Below are 20,072 nucleotides of genomic sequence, written 5' to 3' on the forward strand. Positions count from 1 at the left end.
CTATTAAATAAATTAGTTTACGGAAACCCGTAAAGATGCATATAGTTTTTTTCTTAGTTTCGCCTCCCAAAAAAACTACTAATAATGAAAAAAACTTTTTTACTTATTCTTTTTCTTTGTTGCACTTTCATGAATGCACAGGTTACTTTTGAAAAAGGATACTTTATTTCTAACAATGGAAAACGAACAGAATGTTTAATTCGAAACTTAGACTGGAAAGACAATCCAACTGATTTTAGGTACAAAATAGATCCAAACGACAAGGACTATATAACCGAAACTATTGCAAACGTTTCTGAATTTGGTATTGGAAACACTATCACCTTCAAAAGGGCAAAAGTAAAGATAGATCGTTCAACTGATGACTTATCCAAGATATCACAAACAGGAAAACCAGTTTGGGAAGAAAGCACACTTTTTCTTCGTGTTTTAGTTACTGGCGAAGCATCATTATATTCTTATAGAGAAGCAAATCTTTTCAGATATTTTTATGAAACGAAAGAAGTGCCTCTTGAACAGCTTGTGTACCTTAGATACATTGAAACACAAAATGAAAATGCCAGTAAAAATCTTAAGGAGAACAACTATTATAAGCAGCAGTTAAACCTAAATGTAAGATCGTCAAACACTACTGAGAACGACATTAAAAACTTGTCTTACACAAAATCTGATTTGACGAAATATTTTATAAAATTCAACAATATTTCTCCTGACACGGAAACTACAAAAGCATCAGCTGATGGAGAGAAAAACATTTTCCATATTAAAATTACTCCAGGAATAAGCTTAATTTCTTTATCCATGGACAGTAAAGGTCTACCGTACCGCAATATAAAATTAGACAATAAAACCAATTTTAAAATTGGTCTTGAAGCAGAATATATTCTTCCATTCAACAAAAATAAATGGAGCGTATTTTTAAATCCGACATACCAGAAATACAAAAATCAAAAAAGCTATAGCCTTCCTGGTCTTTTCCCTACATCTCCTTTAGAGGAACATGAAGTAGATGTAGAATACAGCGGAATACAGATTCCGATGGGAATTCGCCACTACCTTTTCTTGGACAAAAATTCAAAATTCTTTATCAACGCAGGATTTACTTTCGATGCGGGCAAAAGTAAAGTTGTCTACGACAAAGATAGAGTTAGTGAAAGCACAGCCGGATCTAATCTAGCCTTTGGTTTTGGATATAATTTTAAAGATAAATTTGGTATAGAAGCAAGATTAAACACCAAAAAAGATTTAATGGCCGAGTATAGCGATCTTGCTGCAAACTATGGCTCTGTTGATTTTATCTTTTCATACACGGTTTTTTAAGCCAATTTTTTTATAACTTAATAATTAAACAGTTTACAGAAATTAATGATTTCTATAAACTGTTTTTTTATCTAATTTTATCAACAACTACCTTTGTAACCAAACCTCATTTATTCAAAAGTACTATCTTTACAACATGATATTAGTAACTGGAGGAACTGGTTTAGTTGGTGCACATTTATTACTTCATTTAATTGAAAATGGAGAAAATGTTCGGGCTATTTACAGAAGTCAAAACAAAATTGAAAAAACAAAATCGGTTTTTGATTTTTATAAAAAAGCAGATTTGTTTGAAAAGATTAATTGGCTTGAAGCCGATATTCTAGACATACCTTCACTTGAAACTGCTTTTATTGACATTAAACAAGTTTATCATTGCGCAGCTTTTATTTCGTTTGAACCCAAAGACGAAGAAATCCTTAGAAAAACCAACATCGAAGGAACTGCCAATATGGTCAATTTTGCTATTGCCAAAGAAGTAGAAAAGTTTTGCTATATCAGTTCAATTGCCGCTTTAGGAGATATTGCTCCTCACGAAACACACATTACAGAAGAAACAGATTGGAATCCCGAGAAACCGCATAGCGATTACGCTATTTCTAAATATGGTGCCGAAATGGAAGTTTGGCGAGGGCATCAAGAAGGCTTAAATGTTATTATTGTAAATCCAGGAGTTATTTTAGGTCCGCCAAAAACGATGGATATTTTTGACGAAGGCAGTAGTGAAATTTATCGAAAAGTTTCAAAAGGACTTCCATTCTACACACTGGGAAGCACGGGTTTTATCTCGGTTGACGATGTTGCAAAAACAAGTCTTGAATTGATGAAAAGCGAAATAAAAAACGAACGTTTCACGCTTATCTCAGACAATATTGTTTTTAAGGATCTTTTAGATACCGTTTCTGACACTTTAAAAGTAAAAAGACCACACATTCATGCAAAGCCTTTCCTAATGAATTTCTTGTGGATTACTGATGGAATATTTTCTACTTTATTTTTCAGAAAAAGAAGCATTACAAAAACAACAGCAAAAGCTTCGTACTCAAAAAATTTGTATAGTAATGAAAAAATAAAAACCGCTCTAGGAACGGTTTTTACTAATATTCATCAATATATTAAAGACAGTTCTAAGCTATAGTCTTTTTCTTCTGTCTTGCATTTGCATTTGAGCTCTTTTTATAGAATCGACATTAACCTTAGGAGTTACTTTCTTCACAGAATCTTTTGAAACTTCTTGTGCTTTCTTTTTAGTTTCCTTAGCTGCTTTTTTCTCATCAATTTTAGCTAAAGAATCTGCCGCTCGCTGGTTTACAGAAATTCTTTTATTCACTTGGTCAAACATGTCTTTATAATTTTCATAATCTGAAGCATAATACATGTTGTTTTGAGCAAATTGAAGACTATCTACTTTATATTTCTTTAAAATAAATTTCGTCGGATCATTTTCTATAGAATCCAAAGACAATGGTTTCTGATATCTCATCGCTTCCAAAAGAGACAAATCATACATAATATCAATCATTTTGTCTTTCTCAATAAGCTTTGCAGGCTGTTGTACAACTTCCTTTTTACAGCTTATAGAAAGAAACAAAACCAATATTATTACTATAAAATTCTTCATAGTTATTTTTTATCTGTCAAACAATAATCTTTTACCCGCTTTGATATCTTTTACTTTAAAGTTATTATAAACCAATTCACCGTTTACAAAAGTATGTGTGATTCTAGATTTAAAAGTATAACCCTCAAATGGAGACCAGCCGCATTTGTATAAAATATTTTCAGGTTTCACGCTCCAAGGCAAACTTGGATTTACGATTACCAAATCGGCATAGTATCCTTCTTTTATAAAACCTCTTTTTTCAATTTTAAAAATCTTAGCTGGATTGTGGCACATTTTCTCCACAATTTTCTCCACACTAATTTTTCCTTGATGATGCGCTTCGAACATTGCTACAACTGCATGCTGAACAAGCGGACCTCCAGAAGGCGCATTCAAATAAGACTGCTGTTTTTCTTCTTTTGTATGAGGAGCGTGATCGGTTGCAATTACATCAATTCTTCCGTCGTTTAAGGCTTTCCAAAGTTCTGCACGATCTTCGGCAGTTTTAACCGCAGGATTCCATTTAATGAAATTTCCTTTTGTTTTATAATCTTCATCTGTAAACCAAAGGTGGTGTACACAAACCTCAGCCGTAATTTTTTTATCTTCTAATGGAATTTTATTCGTAAATAATTCCATTTCTTTCGCAGTTGAAAGGTGGAAAATATGCAATCTTGCTCCAGTTCTTTTAGCTAAAGCTACTGCTTTTGAAGAAGAAATATAACAAGCCTCTGCACTTCTAATTAAATGGTGTGCCGTAACTGGAACATCGTCTCCATATTGCTCTTTAAAAGCAGCCAGATTATTTTTAATTGTAGTCTCGTCTTCACAGTGAACTGCAATTAACATTGGAGTGCTCGAAAAGATTTTTTCTAAAACCGCTTCATTATCAACTAACATATTCCCAGTTGATGAACCTAAGAAAATTTTAACCCCAGCAACATTTTTTGGGTTTGTTTTTAAAACTTCTTCCAAGTTATCATTTGTCGCACCCATCATAAACGAATAATTCGCAAATGATTTTTGAGATGCAATTTGATATTTATCTTCTAAGATTTCCTGAGTAACCGCATTAGGAACTGTATTGGGTTGTTCGATAAAAGAAGTAATACCTCCTGCAACAGCAGCACGAGATTCTGATTCGATATCTCCTTTATGTGTTAAACCTGGTTCTCTAAAATGCACTTGATCATCTATTGCGCCAGGCATTAAATAATTTCCTTCAGCATCGATTACAATACAATCTGAAGTTTTTAATGAAATGCTGTCTGCAATTTCAACAATCAGATCATTTTCAATTAAAACATCACCTTCAACAATTGTCCCTTCGTTTACAATTTTGGCATTCTTTATTAAAATCCTGTTCATTTTGGTTGATTTATAATGAATTGACTAATTTTCTTATTCTAAGTGAAATTACTCCAAGTATCGCCTCTTTAATGATCGCATTGCTCATTTTAGAAACTCCTTTTGTTCGATCTGTAAAAATAATTGGGACTTCGGTAATTTGAAATTTAGCACAATAAGTTCTGTACTTCATCTCGATTTGAAACGCATATCCAACAAATTTTATTTTGTTCAGATTGATTTTTTCTAAAACCTCTCTTTTGTAACAAACAAAACCTGCAGTAGCATCATGAATTTTCATTCCGGTAATAAATTTTACATACACAGAGGCAAAGTAAGACATCAAAACTCGGCTTAGAGGCCAGTTTACAACATTTACCCCCGTTACATAACGAGAACCAATTGCCAAATCTGCTCCGCCAAAATGACAAGCATCGTATAATTTTTCTAAATCATTTGGGTTATGCGAAAAATCGGCATCCATCTCAAAAATAAATTGATAGTCGCGCTCCAAAGCCCATTTAAAGCCATGAACATATGCAGTTCCTAATCCAGACTTTTTTGTTCTTTGTTCTAAAAAAAGTTTTCCTGGAAATTCTTCCTGTAAAGCGATCACTTTTTTAGCAGTATGATCTGGAGAATTATCATCGATAATCAGCAAATGAAAAGATTTATGCTGCGAAAGTACAGCTCTAACTATACTTTCTATGTTTTCAATTTCGTTATAAGTGGGAATTATGACAATACTATCATTCATTTTTTTCTCGGTAATTTCACCGCAAAAGTAAACTTTTTATAGCATTTGATTCATAATAAATATATAATAAAAGTATTGCATCAAAAAATTACTAATTTTGTATCGCTATGATTGAACAACTTCATCCTCGAATAATCGAAAACAAGGACTGGGCAACACTTTTATTTGTGGTGACCTTTGCCGTTGTTGCCATGACAAAATCGGCTTACGAAACAAGATTTAGTGAGTTTAGTAAACTTATTTTTTCTGATAAATACGCTAAAATTTATCGAGACAACAGCCACATGAAAAACAGCTTTACAGTTGGTTTATTTTTTGTACAAATTGTATCGTTTGCCTTTTTCATTCTGCTTACAATGAATGCTTTTGGATACGCTTCAAAAACCGACTGGGTTCTATTCATCCAGATTGCCACTTTTCTGCTTTATTTCATTTTAGGAAAGTATTTAATTGAAAAAATTGTAGCAGCTTCATTCAATATTGACGATTTTGTAGAGCTATTTAACTTACAAAAGGTAACCTACAGGACTTATATAGGCGTTTTAATCCTTCCAATCAATGCCATTTTGTTTTATTACAACAATATTCCGCAGATTATTCCGCTAGCAATCATAGGTATTTCGCTGTGTATTAGTGTATACTCTTACTTTATTTCAATTAAAACGTATCAAAACGTAATAATCGGTAAGTTATTTTATTTTATTTTGTATCTTTGCGCTCTTGAAATAGCCCCTTATTATTTTCTCTATTATTGGATAGCAAAAGGGAGTGCTTAGTAAATATTTATAATATGAAAGTGAAAACAATTTTGGTGTCACAGCCTGAACCTAAAGTGGAGAATTCTCCTTACTTTGAGCTCCAACAAAAACACAAAATAAAAATTGATTTCAGACCATTTATTCATGTAGAAGGGGTTAGCGCAAAAGAGATTCGATTACAAAAAATCGATCTTAATCATTACACTGCGATCATTTTAACAAGTAGAAATGCTGTAGATCATTTTTTTAGAGTGGCTGATGAAATGCGTTACAAAGTTCCTGAAGGATTGAAATATTTTTGTCAATCTGAGGCTGTTGCGTTTTACCTTCAAAAGTATGTTGTGTACAGAAAACGTAAAATTTACGTTGGAGCAAAAGATTTTGCAGATTTATCTCCGCTAATTAAAAAGTACAAAGACGAGAAGTTTTTACTTCCTGCATCTGACCAATTAAATGCAGATGCTCCTGTTACATTAAACAGTTTAAAAGTAGATTGGGCACAAGCTATTTTTTACAGAACTGTAATGAGTGATTTATCTGACCTAGCTGACGTTTATTATGATGTTTTAGCTTTTTTCAGTCCAACAGGAATTAAATCATTGTTTAAAAATTTCCCAGATTTTAAACAGAACGATACCAGAATTGCCGTATTTGGAAGCACAACTCAAAAAGAAGCTCTAGATCATGGTTTAAGAATTGATATTCTTGCTCCAACTCCTGAAACTCCTTCTATGACAATGGCTTTAGAAAAATATGTAGCAGAAGCCAACAAAGGAAAATAACCTAAGAATAAAAATATACTCCCGAAGCCTCGGGATAAAAATCCAAATTCCAACTAATCATTGGGATTTGGATTTTTTGTTTTTAGGATTTCTATTATACGTCCTATTGTAGTAAAATCGCGAACTATGTTTTTAATTTGAGACCTAGACTTGGGTTTTGGAATTTGGAATTTCAATATTGGAGTTTTCTTTTGTTCAGCATTTTAATTACATTTGATTTCTATTCAAAACCCAAATCACAAAAAATAGTTACAAATTGTAAGTTATGAAAATCAACTCCCTCTTAATTGAAATTGACGGAATCGACAAAGAAATTCTTCGTTATCTTATGGATGACGCTCGAAAACCGATTTTGCAAATCGCTAATAAAATCGGAATTTCTGGAGCCGCGATTCATCAGAGATTAAAAAAACTGGAACAATCAGGCGTAATCTCTGGCTCTAAGTTTACTGTAAATCCAAAAGTTTTAGGTTACAATACAATGGCATTTGTTGGAGTTTATTTGGATAAAGCTTCGAGAAACTCAGAAGCCGTAAAAGAACTTAGAAAAATACCCGAAGTCTTAGAATGCCATTATACCACTGGAAACTGGTCTGTTTTAATTAAGATTATCTGTCGTGACAACGAACATTTAATGCAACTCTTAAATACCAAAATTCAAGCAATTGAAGGGGTTTCAAGAACAGAAACTTTTATATCACTAGATCAGCAGATTGATAGACAAATACAGCTTTAATTAGAAAATGTGACAATTTGATAATTTATTCAATTAGAAAATCCGGCAATTAGATAATTTCTCAAAAATAAAAAACCCGACAAGTTTAAAAAACCTGTCGGGTTTGCTATAAATTTTCTAATTGACTAATTATTACAATTAAATAATTAATTCCTTCTGCTTCCAGAATAAATTGATATATAGTACAGCAACGTTGCAATCGAACCAATTGCAGCTACTACGTAAGTTCTTGCTGCCCATTTTAAAGCATCTTTTGCTCCTGCCTGCTCTTCTTGAGTAAGCATGTGTTTGTTTTCTAGCCAAGCCAAAGCACGATTACTTGCATCATATTCTACCGGAAGCGTAATAACCGAGAACAAAGTGGTTGCGGCAAAAATGATAATTCCGATTAATAATAATCCAGGAAAAACTTTAATCATTAAAATTCCCGCAATTAAAATCCATTGTACATAATTTGAAGCTACGCTTACGATTGGTACTAATTTAGAACGCATGGTCAACCATTCGTAACCAATTGCATGCTGCACAGCGTGACCACATTCGTGCGCTGCAACGGCCGCAGCAGCTGCATTACGATGGTTGTAAACTGCTTCACTTAAGTTTACTGTTTTATCTGAAGGGTTATAATGATCTGTTAACTGGCCTGGTGTCGAAATAACACGAACATCTGTGATTCCGTTATCGGCAAGCATTTTTTCAGCAATTTCTCTTCCGCTCATTCCGTTTCTTAATTGCAGTTTCGAATATAATTCAAACTTACTTTTCAGCTGCGAGCTTACCAGCCAACTGAAAAGCATTATAGCTCCAGCAATAATTAAATATCCTGATCCCATTTTTTTATGTTTTTAGATTGATTTTTAAATTTACAAAACAAACTGCAAATTGCGAACCATTTTAACAAAATGCCATTTTGACATTATTTTACCATTTTTGACTTAATTCAACATGTTGTTTTTAAGTAGAAAAGCAATTAATTCTGCCACATTCTTCATTTTATATTTCTGAAGAATATTGCGTCGATGAGTTTGAACGGTCAAAAAACTCAAAAATAAATCATCAGCGATTTCTTGAGTCGACTTTCCTTGCGAAAGTAACAATGCAATATCTCTTTCTCTTCGGCTCAAACCCGGAATTCGTTCCAAATCTTCAGACAAAGGCTGACTGATTATAGTTTTTACTTCTTCACTAAAAACAATTTCGCCGTCAATTGCTTTGTAAATACAGTTTTTAAATTCATCGAAAGAAGCATTTTTAAGAATATATCCGTTTCCTCCGTTCTGGATAAACTGCATAACCAGACTTCTTTCAGACTGGCTGCTCATTCCTATAATTACAATTTTAGGATGCTTTTGCTTAATTGTTTTGCACAGATCAACTCCGTTTATTACGGGCAGAAAAATATCCATTAAAATCAAATCAACTTTACTGTCTTCTATATAATCTAAAAGCGCAATTCCCGATTCGAATTTTTCTACAATTTCTATATTATCTAACTCCGAAAGCAAGCCCGCAATTCCAGAAATCACAATTGGATGGTCGTCTACTATTACCGTTTTATACTTCATAATCATGATTTGGGTTATATTTTAATTCAATATAAGTTGAAGTCCCTTTATCAAGGACAGAATCAATTTCTAATTTTCCGTTTAAAAAAGCCACACGGTTTTTAATATTTCGCAAGCCCATTCCGTCTCTTTTTTCTGCATATTCTACATTAAAACCAATTCCATTATCTTCGACTGTTATAAAAAATACATCTTTATTTTGAGAGCAGGAAACTAAAATCTTAGAGGCTTTTGCATATTTTAAAGCATTATTTAAAAGTTCTTGAATAATCCTGAAAATCATAATTTTAATATGCTGTGGCAAAGTTGTTTTTTTAATCAAATACTGAAATTCAATTGTTGTTTCTGCTGTTGAATGAGAAACGCATAAATCCCTTAAAGCATGTTCAAGCCCTAATTTCATTAAACTTTCAGGCATTAAATTCTGAGAAATGTTACGAAGTTCTTTTATTGAATCGTTCAGCATTCCGTTTATATTAGAAACGTTTTCATTATTTTCACGTTCAGCAAGATTCAAATGAATTTTCAATCCAGAAAGCATACTTCCGAGTCCGTCATGCAAATCTCTTGCAATTCTTTTTCGTTCAATTTCTTCTCCTTCAATCAAGGCATTTGAAACGGATAATTTCTGTTGATTCTCTAATGCCTCCAGTTCTTGTTTATGGTTTACTTCTTTTTGAAAACTTATCTTTTTCTGATAATTATTCCAACTCCACAAAAACAAAACAGTCAAAAACAATACAAACGAAAGCACTGCAAAAAGCATCATATTCAAGCGATTATTATTAACCTGCAAAACCGCTTTTTCATTTTCGGATTGTAACAGACCGATTTTTTTTTCGCTTTCTGCTTTCTTATATTTTGCTTCGAGCTCAACAATTTCGCTTTTCAGTTTAGCATCGTTAAGGCTGTCATTTATTACGTTATACTTATTCGAATAATAATACGCTTTCGGATATTCTTTAGTCGCGTTGTAAACTTTAGACAACTCTTTGTAATAATTCTTTTTATCTACTATAAAAGGCGTTTTTGCTATTAGGTATTCCAAATTGCTTTTGGCTTTTCCGTAATTCTTCAGTTTAAAAAGCACTTCATATTCTGCAAATTTTAGTCTATTTACTGCAATCGCATTATTGTGATTTTCAGCAGATTTGATTCCTTTTTCAAAACTTACTAATGCCTCATTATGCTTATTTTGTTTCGCATAATAAAGCCCTTCCGAATAAAAATAAGAATCATTTAGATTAGATTCTGGGTATTTTTCTAATGTCGCATAAGCCTTGTCCAGAATTTCTTTAGCATCATAAAAATGCTTTAGCTCCACTAAATTTTCTGCATTTATAATATACGTCTCCATCTTAGACTCAGCTAAAGTTGCTGATTTTTTCGTGGCATTTTCAATATATTTCTGCGCCTGATCTAGATATTCTGCTGCTTTTTCGCGCTCCTCATTATTCATAAAAATAATGGCAACAGCTTTATTTAAAGCACTTATCAATTCGTAATCTCCACTTTTTTTAGCAATAGGAATTGCTTCGTTGACTAGCAATTTCATATAAGCGTTTTCATTATTCCTCCTTTGCTGCATAATACCGTAGTTCTGAAGTATCACGGCACGAAGTTTATATGCTTCTTTATTACGATACTTTTTAAGTTTTGCGTTTGCATCTAGTAAAGCTTTTTCAAAACCTTCTAAATCGCCTTTTTCTATAAAGCTGTACGCATTGTAAAAAACAGAAGCATCTCTTAAAAAAGGAAATTTCACTTTTAGACGATTCGCTTGATCAAGATATGTCTTTGATTTTTCTGCATCTTGCGCCATTAAAAATAGTTTTGACAATCTGAAACTATTCAAACTTTTGACGCTGTCGGATTTTGTATTTTTTGTGATTTTAACAATACTGTCAATATAAATCGTATCATCATCTAATGAAAGAATTACTTGCGAACTGGAAATTGCAGTGAAAAATAAAAAAAAGAATAAGGCGTAGAGTTTCTTCATAAATGTGGCATTTACTCAAAGTTATTAAAGCTTAACGACTTTCAAAAAAAAATCACTTGCTTTTACCTGATATCAGGTAATAAAAAATACATTTTATCAGGTATTGCCGTCCGCAGGATAAGCGTCTAACTTTGTTAAGTTATGAATTTTAATTAAAGAATTTTATTATGAAATCAATTTTGAAAACCTTAGCAATTGTAATGACTCTTGCTTTTACAGCAGTTTCTTGCAGCAGCGATAATGATGATAATGGCTCAGGAAGTGGATCAAGAGATGTTAAATATGAAATAACTGGAAATTATACAGGAACAGCTTCAGTTACTTACTTTGAAAAAGGAGGGAATGCATTAAATGAAGACTTGACCAAACTTCCTTGGACTAAAGAATTTACTGCTGAAGCGAAATCTATGGGAGCATCATTAAGCGCCAGTGGATACGGTGGTGTCGCTGGACAAACATTAACTGGAAAACTTTACGTTGGAGGAAAATTAGAGAATGAATTAACTGTGACAGCAAATAGCGACGGAATAATTGTATTATCTCTTACACCGTACGTTTTTAAATAGTTTAGAATTTAGATTTAAGTTTTTGGTAAAAAGAAAGCTTCGTAGAGGATTTTACGAAGCTTCTTTTTTTTTTTATGATTTTAATTGATTGTTGACTTCTTCAAACTTTTCAATTAAGGTATTTATTTTTTCCTGCTGTTTTTTAATTTGTTTCGGACGAATGTAAAACCAATTGAACAACATCCAAAGCAAAGTGATTCCATACGTTAAACTTGCTCCTAAAGCACTCATTCTACTAGCGTATTCGTACATATATAAACAAATTCCAACTGTTAGCGCTATAAAGTAAAAACTCATCATTTTGGTTTGGAGAAACTGTTGCTTCTTTTTTATCGCAATCAGTTTTTGAAGGTATTCCTGATTGGTCTGTGTAGAATCTATATTTTTATAATCGCTCATTAACTTATTATAGACAAACACATAAACGACCATAGCAAGAATGGTAAGCACAATTCCGATTTTAGTCGAAATAAATTGTGGCTGATAATATATCCAAATAAAAACAATAAAGAGACTTGTTACTGAAAGCATAATATTGATCATCCATAAACTACGCAAAGCCGCTTTTTTAAATTTAGTTAATCGCGCCAGCAAATCGGTCAGGTCTGGCTGACTTACGGATTGTTTTTTCCATAAATCTTTAAAATCTATATTATTATCGTTGTTCATTTTCTTTAAATTTTTGAGTCAGTTTTTCTTTTATTCTATGGATTTTCACTCTAACATTGGCTTCAGAAAGTCCGACAATTTTTGCGATTTCATTTTGTTTAATGTCTTCCAATTCTAATGAAATAATAATACGATCGGTTTCCGGAAGCTCAGCAATACATTTATACAAGAATTGAATCTGAGGTTCTATCGAATGCTGTTTTTCTTCTGAAAGATGAATAGGAAGTTCTGATTTCGGAAAACGTTTTTGTTTTTCTATCTGCCTTAGACAGTTATTGGAAGCTATTCTGAAAATCCAAGTTCCAATAGCCGATTCGTTTCTAAAGGTTTCCAGCTTTTGCCAAACAATTATAAAAGTTTCCTGGGTCAAATCCTGAGCAGCATCATAATCATTCACGAAACCCATACAGAGCCTAAAAATTCGATCCCAATACATTTTGTAGATTTGTTCAAATTCCATTCTTCCTATTTTAAAAAAGTGCTTAATTGCTCTAAGTACCAAGCTGTATCATCGTACATAATAAAATGCAGTCCATTAGTAGCGTATTTAAAATTGGCCGTTTTCAAATTTTTATACTGACCTTCTATAGTTGGTTTTAAATTTATAAAATAAGATTCTAATAAAATTAAAGCGGGACATTTAATCTGTGCAATTCTTTCTCTTAAATCAATATTATAAAAGTCGCAATACATTTGCCCAAAAGTTGTTCTATCTGATTTTACACTCCAATCTACAACCATATCTAGCTTAGAAGCATCAGCCAAAAGTCTTGGCATTGTCTTTTTTTGCATATCATAAAACTGATCATTGGTCATTCCTGTCATCTGATTTACGGTTGAAGAACAATCGTTATCCATTTTTGATTTAAAAGCAGGATCACTTAAAGCTGCCAAACAAGGAAGCGCATCTACCACCACAATTTTACTGATCAAATCTGGATAATCTGCTGCAATGGCAAGCGCTAATCCGCCACCCATGCTATGGCCAATTAAGATTGGTTTTTCAATATTATTTTCTTTGATATAATTGGCAATTCCATTCTTCCAGTTTTCGAATGAAGCATTCGGCTGTGGTTTTCTTCCAGCAAAACCAGCCATTGTAAGGGTATAGCAAGTGAATTTATTTTCAAATGTCGTTCTAGTTTCATTCCAAACATCTCCAGAAGATGCAAAACCAGGTATAAATATAATAGACTGTTCTCCATTTCCAGTTTTAAGAACTTCAAACGGAAATTGTTTTGTTTGTGCAAAAACATTTAGACATAGTGCTGAGAATAAGAATGCGATAATTAAGATGATATACTTTTTCATTTTTAATAGTTTTAAGTTGTTAATTAAATCGGATCCATGCTTTTGATACGGCAACTATTAAAATGTTACAACTTAATTTATTTTTTTAATGAAAAAATTTAAAATCCCAATGTTCGTGCGGGTTTTTAACCTCAAAGTAAACAAAGGTTTATGCAAGGAACGCTAGGGTGTTTTACGTGCAAAGGCACAAGGTCGCAAAGTTTTTTCCACAATCTTGTCATTTCGACGAAGGAGAAATCACACATATAGCTCGACAAAGATTGGCGATTTTCTATGCGGAGTTTCTAGTGTGATTTCTCCTTCGTCGAAATGACAAACTATGCGTATTTTGGGTGAAATTTGTGGAAATTCGTTAATTCGTGGCAAAAAAAACAAGCATAAAAAAAATCCCAAACCCCAATCGTAAAATTGGAATTTGGAATTTTTAATATTGGAATTTTAAAAATAATTAACCGACTAGATTAATTATTTTCCCAGGAACAATAATCACTTTATTTGGAGTTCTTCCTTCTAAGTGTTTTTGAGTTCTTTCGTCTTTCATTACGATTTCTTCGATTTGTTCTTTGGTTAAATCCAAAGGCAATTCGATAGTGAAACGCATTTTTCCGTTGAAAGAAACCGGATATTCTTTGTTAGTCTCTACTAAATGTTTTGCATCAAAAGCTGGAAAAGCAACTTCTGAAATTGAAGTTGTATGTCCTAACTGCGACCATAATTCTTCTGCGATATGCGGAGCATAAGGCGAAACTAAAATCGCTAATGGCTCTAAAATTGCTCTTGAATGACAGTTTTGAGAAGACAATTCGTTTACACAAATCATAAACTGAGAAACAGAAGTATTGAAAGAGAAATTCTCGATATCATCTGCTACTTTTTTGATTGTTTTATGCAATGATTTCAAATTGTCTTTTGTTGGTTCATCGTTGTTTACAATTAAACCATTATCATCAAAATACAATCTCCATAATTTTTTTAAGAAACCAAAAACTCCAGAAATTCCAGCGGTATTCCAAGGTTTTGCTTGTTCTAATGGACCTAAAAACATTTCGTACAAACGCAATGTATCAGCTCCATATTCTGCACAAATATCATCTGGCGTTACAACATTATAGTAGGATTTCGACATTTTTTCAACTTCGCGACCAACAATGTATTTTCCGTTTTCGTCAAAAATAAATTCAGCTGTATTGAAATCTTCTCTCCAAGCTTTGAACTTTTCAATATTCAATTCATCAGAAGAATTAACAAAATGAACATCAACGCGAATTGGCTGTACATTTTGACCTTCGATTTTATTTTTAGATACAAAAGTATTTGTTCCTTCCAATCTGTAAACATAAGCTGTAGTTCCCAAAATCATTCCCTGATTGATCAGTTTTTTGAATGGTTCTTCAGTCGGAGCAAAACCTTTGTCTTTTAAGAATTTGTTCCAGAAACGAGAATACAATAAGTGACCTGTTGCGTGCTCACTTCCACCAATGTATAAATCTACATTTTCCCAATAAGCCAATGCTTCTTTACTTGCAAATTCATTTTCGTTATGCGCATCCATATAACGCATCCAGTACCATGAACTTCCTGCCCATCCTGGCATTGTATTTAACTCCAAAGGAAAAATTGAAACATTGTCAACTAAATCTGTATTAACAACTTTATTTTGTTTTGTATCCCAAGCCCAAACAGCTGCGTTTCCTAATGGAGGCAATCCGTCTTCTGTAGGTAAATATTTTTCTACTTCCGGTAAAATAATTGGCAAATGCTGTGCATCAATCATTTTTGGAAGACCATTAACATAATAAACTGGGAAAGGTTCACCCCAATAACGCTGACGAGAGAAAACAGCATCACGCAAACGGTAATTTGTTTTACCAGTTCCTTGACTAATTTTTTCTAATTCTGCAATTGCTTTTTGAGTTGCCTCTTTATAATTTAACCCGTTTAAGAAATCAGAATTTGCGATTTCAACATTGTCTTTAGAACCGTAAGCCGCTTCAGAAATATCAACATTCGCAAAGATATTTTTAATTTCAGGCATTCCGTTTTGTCCTTTAAAGAAATTAGCAAAAGCGTAATCTCTTTCGTCTCCGCAAGGAACCGCCATTACAGCACCTGTTCCGTAACCAGCCAAAACATAATCCCCAATCCAAACCGGAATTGGTTCTTTTGTAAATGGATGTTCAGCATAAGCTCCTGTAAACACTCCAGAAATCGTTTTTACATCGGCCATACGCTCACGCTCTGAACGTTTTGCCGTTTTTTCGATATACGCTTCAACTGCTTCTTTTTGCTCTGGAGTTGTAATTTTAGCTACCAAATCATGTTCTGGAGCCAAAGTCATAAAAGTAACTCCAAAAATAGTATCAGGTCTTGTTGTAAAAACTTCTATAACTTCTTTATGATCTTTCACATTAAAAGTCACCAAAGCACCTACCGATTTCCCGATCCAGTTACGTTGGCTCTCTTTTATAGACTCACTCCAATCAATATCATTTAAACCTTGAAGCAAGCGTTCGGCATAAGCAGAAATTCGCATACTCCATTGTGTCATTTTTTTTCTTATAACAGGAAAGCCTCCGCGTTCTGAAACTCCGTTTACAATTTCATCATTTGCCAAAACAGTTCCTAAGCCTGGACACCAGTTTACTTCGGTTTCGGCCAAATACGTCATTCTGTATTGCAACAAGATTTTTTCTTTTTGATCTTCAGAATAAGAATTCCATTCGTCGGCAGTAAAAATTGCTACGTTGTCATCGCAAACTGCCTCAACCAATGCATTTCCGCTTTCTTCAAAAACGGTTACTAATTCTGAAATATCAAAAGCCTGCCCTTGTTTTCTGCAATACCAAGAATTGAACAATTGGATAAAAATCCATTGTGTATGTTTATAATAATCAGGATTTGATGTACGCACTTCACGCGCCCAATCAAATGAGAATCCTATTTTATCTAATTGTTTTCTGTATCCTGCAATCTGTTTTCCTTCTTTGTCTACTCCACCATCAATATTTACGCGTGTTGTATCTTCAGGACGCTGTCCTGTCTGAATCGCATATTGTTCTGCTGGCAATCCGAAACTATCGTAACCCATTGGATGCAAAACATTGAAACCTTGATGTCTTTTGAAACGAGAATACACATCTGAAGCTATATAACCCAGCGGATGCCCAACGTGTAATCCTGCTCCAGACGGGTAAGGAAACATATCGAGAACATAATGTTTCGGTTTTTCAGAGTTGTTCTTTGCTGCAAAAGTTTGATTTTCTGCCCAATATTTTTGCCATTTGGCTTCAATTTCGTTTGGATTGTACTTCATTTCTAAGTGACTAAGATTCTAAGTTACTAAGGTTCTAAGGCTTTTCACTAAATTAATTATTAGCCGCAAATTTACATTTATTGTGGTTTGTACCAAAGCTATTTCATTGACAAACAAATAAAATAACAAATTACGTATTTTATATTAAGTAAAAATACTTATGTTTACAATACCAATACGTAGTTTTAAATTGTTTTTAGATTAACTTTCAGCATAATGAGAGAATCAATTTACAGAAAATAGCTATTTTTACAAATAAGCAATAATTAAATGAGCAGCAACAAAAAATATTCGATTGAAGTCCGTGTTTGGATTGAAGAAACTGAAGGTGCATTTCTTGGAATTGGAAAAATCTGGCTTCTTGAAAATATCAAGAAAACGGGATCCATTACCAATGCTGCTAAAGAAATGAAAATGGCGTATCGTCAGGCTTGGCAATTGGTTGAAGAAATGAATCAGCGAGCAGAAAAACCATTAGTAGAAAAACTTCTCGGCGGAAAAGGCGGAGGAGGTGCACGATTAACCGATGCTGGAGAAAGAGCCATTACTGTTTTTTATGAAGTTGAAAAACGTATTAAAGATTTTGCTCAAAAAGAAACTCAGAATCTCAAATTTTAAAAATAAACATTTAAACACATAGAATCATAGCTCTAATTACTTTAAAAAAAGGCGTTTCACTCATTTTTTATGTGTTAAAAAAATAACCGACTAAACCAAAATCATTTTTTTTAACCATCAGTATTCATTTTAAAACATACTGAGTTTAGCAGCCAAAAACCATGAATCAAAAATTGTATTTATTCTTTGTTTTTATAAGCCTAAAAAGTTTTTCCCAAGTCCAAAATACGAAAACACAAGACAGCATTAAAAAAGAAGAACTGAATGAAATTGTTATTACTGCCTCTCGTCGTTCTGAAAAATTAATGCATTCTCCAATTAGTATTGAGCAATTAAAATCGGCGGAAGCCAGAAAGATGGGGTCGCCAAGTATTTATGAAGCACTCGAAAATGTAAAAGGTGTCCAGATTATCACGCCAAGTTTGGGTTTTAAAGTCATCAATACAAGAGGTTTTGCCAATTCAACCAATGTAAGATTTGCCCAATTAGTAGACGGAATCGATAATCAGGCTCCGCATTTGGGCGCTCCAATTGCAAACGCTTTAGGAGCCAATGATTTGGATATTGATAAAATCGAAATTATTCCGGGAACTGCAGCTGCTTTGTATGGAATGAATGCCATTAACGGTTTGGCCAATATTCAGACCAAAAATCCTTTTGACTATCAGGGAATCGGTGTTCAGCAATTGACTGGAATAAATCATGTCGGGAATATTGATCGGTTTTCACCGAAAGTATATTCACAGTTTAATTTAAGACTTGCCAAAGCTTTCAATGAAAAATTGGCCCTTAAAATAAATGCTTCCACTACGGGAGGAACAGATTGGGTTGCCGATGACAGAACAGATTTGGCTCCAAATGCAAATGCTTCTACTGGTTTATTTGGCGCAGATAATCCAGCTTATGATGAAGTAAATGGTTACGGAAATGAATCGGCAAATCGAAAAACACTGAATTTAAACGGCAAAAATTATGTTGTTGCTAGGACAGGTTATCGCGAAACTGACATTTCAGATTATGGAATCAAAAATTACAAAGCTGATTTCGGATTGTATTTTCGACCAAAGAAAGATCACGAACTTTCCGTTACTTACAAAACTGCTCTTATCAATACCATTTACCAGCGTTCCAACCGATTTCGATTGGACAATTATACTTTAAATCAATTTTCGGCCGATTATCACACGCCTATTTTCCAAGCAAAAGCCTACGCAACAACCGAGAATACTGGCGATTCATATAATATGCGTTCGCTTGCCGAAAATATGGACCGCGCTTATAAATCGGATGATAAATGGTTTGCAGATTACAGCACAGCTTATAAAAATGCTGTTGCAGGCGGAGCAAGCGTTGCCGACGCACATAGAATTGCCAGAACGCAATCTGATGCAGGTCGATATTTACCAGGAACCGAAGCTTACGAAGAGAAGAAAAAAGAATTGATCGATATTAACAATTGGGATATTGGTGCAGCTCTGAGAGTAAAATCGACTTTGGTTCATGGCGAAGGATTGATTAATTGGGATAAAGCCTTTGTTTCCTTTTTCGAAAAAATTGATACAAAACTTTTGAACGGTGTCGATTATAGAAATTACATTATTGTTCCCGACGGAAATTATTTCATCAATCCAGTTCATGCTGACGAAAATCTGACGTATCAAAAAACTGGTGCTTTCACACAAATCACAAAAGATTTTTTCTCAGACAAATTACGTTTAGGCGCAACCGTCAGAATGGACAAAGCGGATTATTTTGATGCGAAATTTACGCCTCAGTTTACAGCCGTTTATTCTCCAAAGGAAACCATCAATTTTAGAGCTTCCTACCAAAACGGTTATCGTTTTCCGAGTATTTTTGAAGGATTTTCAAATGTAAATTCAGGCGGTGTAAAACGTGTTGGCGGATTGCGAATTATGTCTGACGGTATTTTCGAAAATTCATATACAAAAGCTTCAATTGATAAATTTCAGGCAGAGGTAAATACCGATGTCAACACAAATGGTTTGACTCAAGCGCAGGCGATCGAAAAAAACAAAAACACGATTCAGAAAAATCCGTATACGTATTTAGAACCTGAATTTGTAAAATCATTTGAAGTCGGTTTTAGAGGATTGGCTTTAAACAGAAACCTTTTTATCGATGCCGATTTTTATTATAACTCTTATAAAAATTTCATTGCTCAAGTCGAAGCCAGCATTCCAAATACTACCGATCAAAACCTTATTCCGACTGCTTTGTATTCTAAAAACACCCAAAACCGTTATCGTTTATGGACCAATTCTAAAAGTAAAATTTATAACTACGGCGGAAGTTTAGGTTTGAAATATCAATTTGATAAAACATTTACCGCTCTAACTAATCTTACTTACACCAAACTCGATAGAACTGATGATAAAGATGGACTTGAAGATGGTTTTAATACTCCAGAATTCAACGTTAACGGAACTTTGATGGCACAGAATATCTGGAAAAATCTCGGGGCAAGTGTTACAGCACGTTATCAAAACAATTTTGATTATGTTTCTTTTTTAGTCAGCGGGACCGTTCCTGCTTATTGGTCGATGGATGCACAGGTAAATTATGCTTTCAAAAAAGGAATTTCAGCTAAACTAGGTGGAACAAATATTCTTAACAAACCCTACACTTCAATTCTCGGCGGACCGTCAATTGGCGGATTGTATTATTTGTCATTGGTTTGGGAAATAGGTAAAATCTAAAACACAAC

The 20,072-nt window shown here is 33.5% G+C and carries 18 protein-coding genes; 8 read left to right on the forward strand and 10 right to left on the reverse strand.

Annotated elements, in window-relative coordinates; all coding sequences use genetic code 11:
• Nucleotides 1-84: 84 nt before the first annotated feature.
• Nucleotides 85-1,320 carry a porin family protein gene (locus M0M44_RS03085; protein ID WP_248728459.1) on the forward strand — a complete coding sequence of 412 codons (1,236 nt, stop codon included), beginning with the start codon at nucleotides 85-87 and terminating at the stop codon, nucleotides 1,318-1,320.
• A 136-nt stretch (nucleotides 1,321-1,456) separates the two neighbouring features.
• Nucleotides 1,457-2,458, forward strand: a complete 1,002-nt coding sequence (locus M0M44_RS03090; RefSeq protein WP_248728460.1) for an NAD-dependent epimerase/dehydratase family protein — start codon at nucleotides 1,457-1,459, stop codon at nucleotides 2,456-2,458.
• Here M0M44_RS03090 and M0M44_RS03095 read toward each other — a convergent pair.
• From M0M44_RS03095 to M0M44_RS03105, 3 genes are read right to left on the reverse strand one after another with little or no spacing between them, the layout of a single operon-like run.
• Nucleotides 2,453-2,941 (reverse strand): DUF4296 domain-containing protein, encoded by a 489-nt coding sequence (locus M0M44_RS03095; RefSeq protein WP_248728461.1) that lies wholly within the window; start codon nucleotides 2,939-2,941, stop codon nucleotides 2,453-2,455. The genes M0M44_RS03090 and M0M44_RS03095 overlap by 6 nt on opposite strands.
• A gap of 9 nt (nucleotides 2,942-2,950) precedes the next feature.
• On the reverse strand, nucleotides 2,951-4,291 hold the full coding sequence (locus tag M0M44_RS03100; protein ID WP_248728462.1) for a dihydroorotase: 1,341 nt from the start codon (nucleotides 4,289-4,291) through the stop codon (nucleotides 2,951-2,953).
• A gap of 10 nt (nucleotides 4,292-4,301) precedes the next feature.
• Nucleotides 4,302-5,027, reverse strand: a complete 726-nt coding sequence (locus M0M44_RS03105) for a polyprenol monophosphomannose synthase (protein ID WP_095928284.1) — start codon at nucleotides 5,025-5,027, stop codon at nucleotides 4,302-4,304.
• Between the two features lie 107 nt (nucleotides 5,028-5,134).
• Between M0M44_RS03105 and M0M44_RS03110 the strand changes: the two genes are divergently transcribed.
• The 3 genes from M0M44_RS03110 (at nucleotide 5,135) to M0M44_RS03120 (ending at nucleotide 7,303) form a co-directional block, all read left to right on the forward strand.
• Nucleotides 5,135-5,803, forward strand: a complete 669-nt coding sequence (locus M0M44_RS03110) for a DUF4271 domain-containing protein (RefSeq protein ID WP_095928285.1) — start codon at nucleotides 5,135-5,137, stop codon at nucleotides 5,801-5,803.
• Nucleotides 5,804-5,817: 14 nt separating this feature from the next.
• Nucleotides 5,818-6,567 (forward strand): uroporphyrinogen-III synthase, encoded by a 750-nt coding sequence (locus tag M0M44_RS03115; protein ID WP_109190797.1) that lies wholly within the window; start codon nucleotides 5,818-5,820, stop codon nucleotides 6,565-6,567.
• 265 nt (nucleotides 6,568-6,832) lie between these two features.
• Nucleotides 6,833-7,303, forward strand: a complete 471-nt coding sequence (locus M0M44_RS03120) for an Lrp/AsnC family transcriptional regulator (protein WP_008465121.1) — start codon at nucleotides 6,833-6,835, stop codon at nucleotides 7,301-7,303.
• Between the two features lie 146 nt (nucleotides 7,304-7,449).
• Here M0M44_RS03120 and M0M44_RS03125 read toward each other — a convergent pair whose 3' ends face one another.
• The 3 genes from M0M44_RS03125 to M0M44_RS03135 all read right to left on the reverse strand — a co-directional run bounded on the left by M0M44_RS03125 (nucleotide 7,450) and on the right by M0M44_RS03135 (nucleotide 10,870).
• Nucleotides 7,450-8,136, reverse strand: coding sequence for a zinc metallopeptidase (locus tag M0M44_RS03125; RefSeq protein ID WP_095928287.1), 687 nt, complete (start codon nucleotides 8,134-8,136; stop codon nucleotides 7,450-7,452).
• A 102-nt stretch (nucleotides 8,137-8,238) separates the two neighbouring features.
• Complete coding sequence (locus M0M44_RS03130; RefSeq protein ID WP_248728463.1) at nucleotides 8,239-8,868, reverse strand: response regulator; 630 nt, start codon at nucleotides 8,866-8,868, stop codon at nucleotides 8,239-8,241.
• Nucleotides 8,858-10,870, reverse strand: a complete 2,013-nt coding sequence (locus M0M44_RS03135) for an ATP-binding protein (protein ID WP_248728464.1) — start codon at nucleotides 10,868-10,870, stop codon at nucleotides 8,858-8,860. The genes M0M44_RS03130 and M0M44_RS03135 overlap by 11 nt, the downstream gene beginning before the upstream one ends.
• 167 nt (nucleotides 10,871-11,037) lie before the next feature.
• On the opposite strand from M0M44_RS03135, the gene M0M44_RS03140 reads away from it, so the two are divergent.
• A complete protein-coding gene (locus tag M0M44_RS03140; protein ID WP_248728465.1) occupies nucleotides 11,038-11,436 on the forward strand; it encodes an MmpS family transport accessory protein in 399 nt (132 codons plus the stop codon).
• A 72-nt stretch (nucleotides 11,437-11,508) separates the two neighbouring features.
• Here M0M44_RS03140 and M0M44_RS03145 read toward each other — a convergent pair whose 3' ends face one another.
• The 4 genes from M0M44_RS03145 to leuS all read right to left on the reverse strand — a co-directional run bounded on the left by M0M44_RS03145 (nucleotide 11,509) and on the right by leuS (nucleotide 16,729).
• The gene (locus M0M44_RS03145; RefSeq protein WP_248728466.1) at nucleotides 11,509-12,105 is read right to left on the reverse strand and encodes a hypothetical protein; all 597 of its coding nucleotides are present in this window, start codon (nucleotides 12,103-12,105) and stop codon (nucleotides 11,509-11,511) included.
• Nucleotides 12,092-12,565: an RNA polymerase sigma factor gene (locus tag M0M44_RS03150; protein WP_248728467.1), complete on the reverse strand. Its 474-nt coding sequence runs from the start codon at nucleotides 12,563-12,565 to the stop codon at nucleotides 12,092-12,094. Before M0M44_RS03150 ends, M0M44_RS03145 begins: the two co-directional genes overlap by 14 nt.
• A 5-nt stretch (nucleotides 12,566-12,570) precedes the next feature.
• A complete protein-coding gene (locus M0M44_RS03155) occupies nucleotides 12,571-13,416 on the reverse strand; it encodes an alpha/beta fold hydrolase (protein ID WP_248728468.1) in 846 nt (281 codons plus the stop codon).
• Nucleotides 13,417-13,864: 448 nt separating this feature from the next.
• The gene (gene leuS / locus M0M44_RS03160) at nucleotides 13,865-16,729 is read right to left on the reverse strand and encodes a leucine--tRNA ligase (RefSeq protein ID WP_248728469.1); all 2,865 of its coding nucleotides are present in this window, start codon (nucleotides 16,727-16,729) and stop codon (nucleotides 13,865-13,867) included.
• A gap of 270 nt (nucleotides 16,730-16,999) precedes the next feature.
• Between leuS and M0M44_RS03165 the strand changes: the two genes are divergently transcribed.
• On the forward strand, nucleotides 17,000-17,347 hold the full coding sequence (locus tag M0M44_RS03165; protein ID WP_248728470.1) for a winged helix-turn-helix domain-containing protein: 348 nt from the start codon (nucleotides 17,000-17,002) through the stop codon (nucleotides 17,345-17,347).
• Between the two features lie 161 nt (nucleotides 17,348-17,508).
• Nucleotides 17,509-20,064: a TonB-dependent receptor gene (locus tag M0M44_RS03170; RefSeq protein WP_248728471.1), complete on the forward strand. Its 2,556-nt coding sequence runs from the start codon at nucleotides 17,509-17,511 to the stop codon at nucleotides 20,062-20,064.
• Nucleotides 20,065-20,072: the final 8 nt, after the last annotated feature.

It is taken from the genome of Flavobacterium humidisoli (assembly GCF_023272795.1).
In the GTDB taxonomy this organism is placed as follows: Bacteria; Bacteroidota; Bacteroidia; order Flavobacteriales; family Flavobacteriaceae; genus Flavobacterium; species Flavobacterium humidisoli.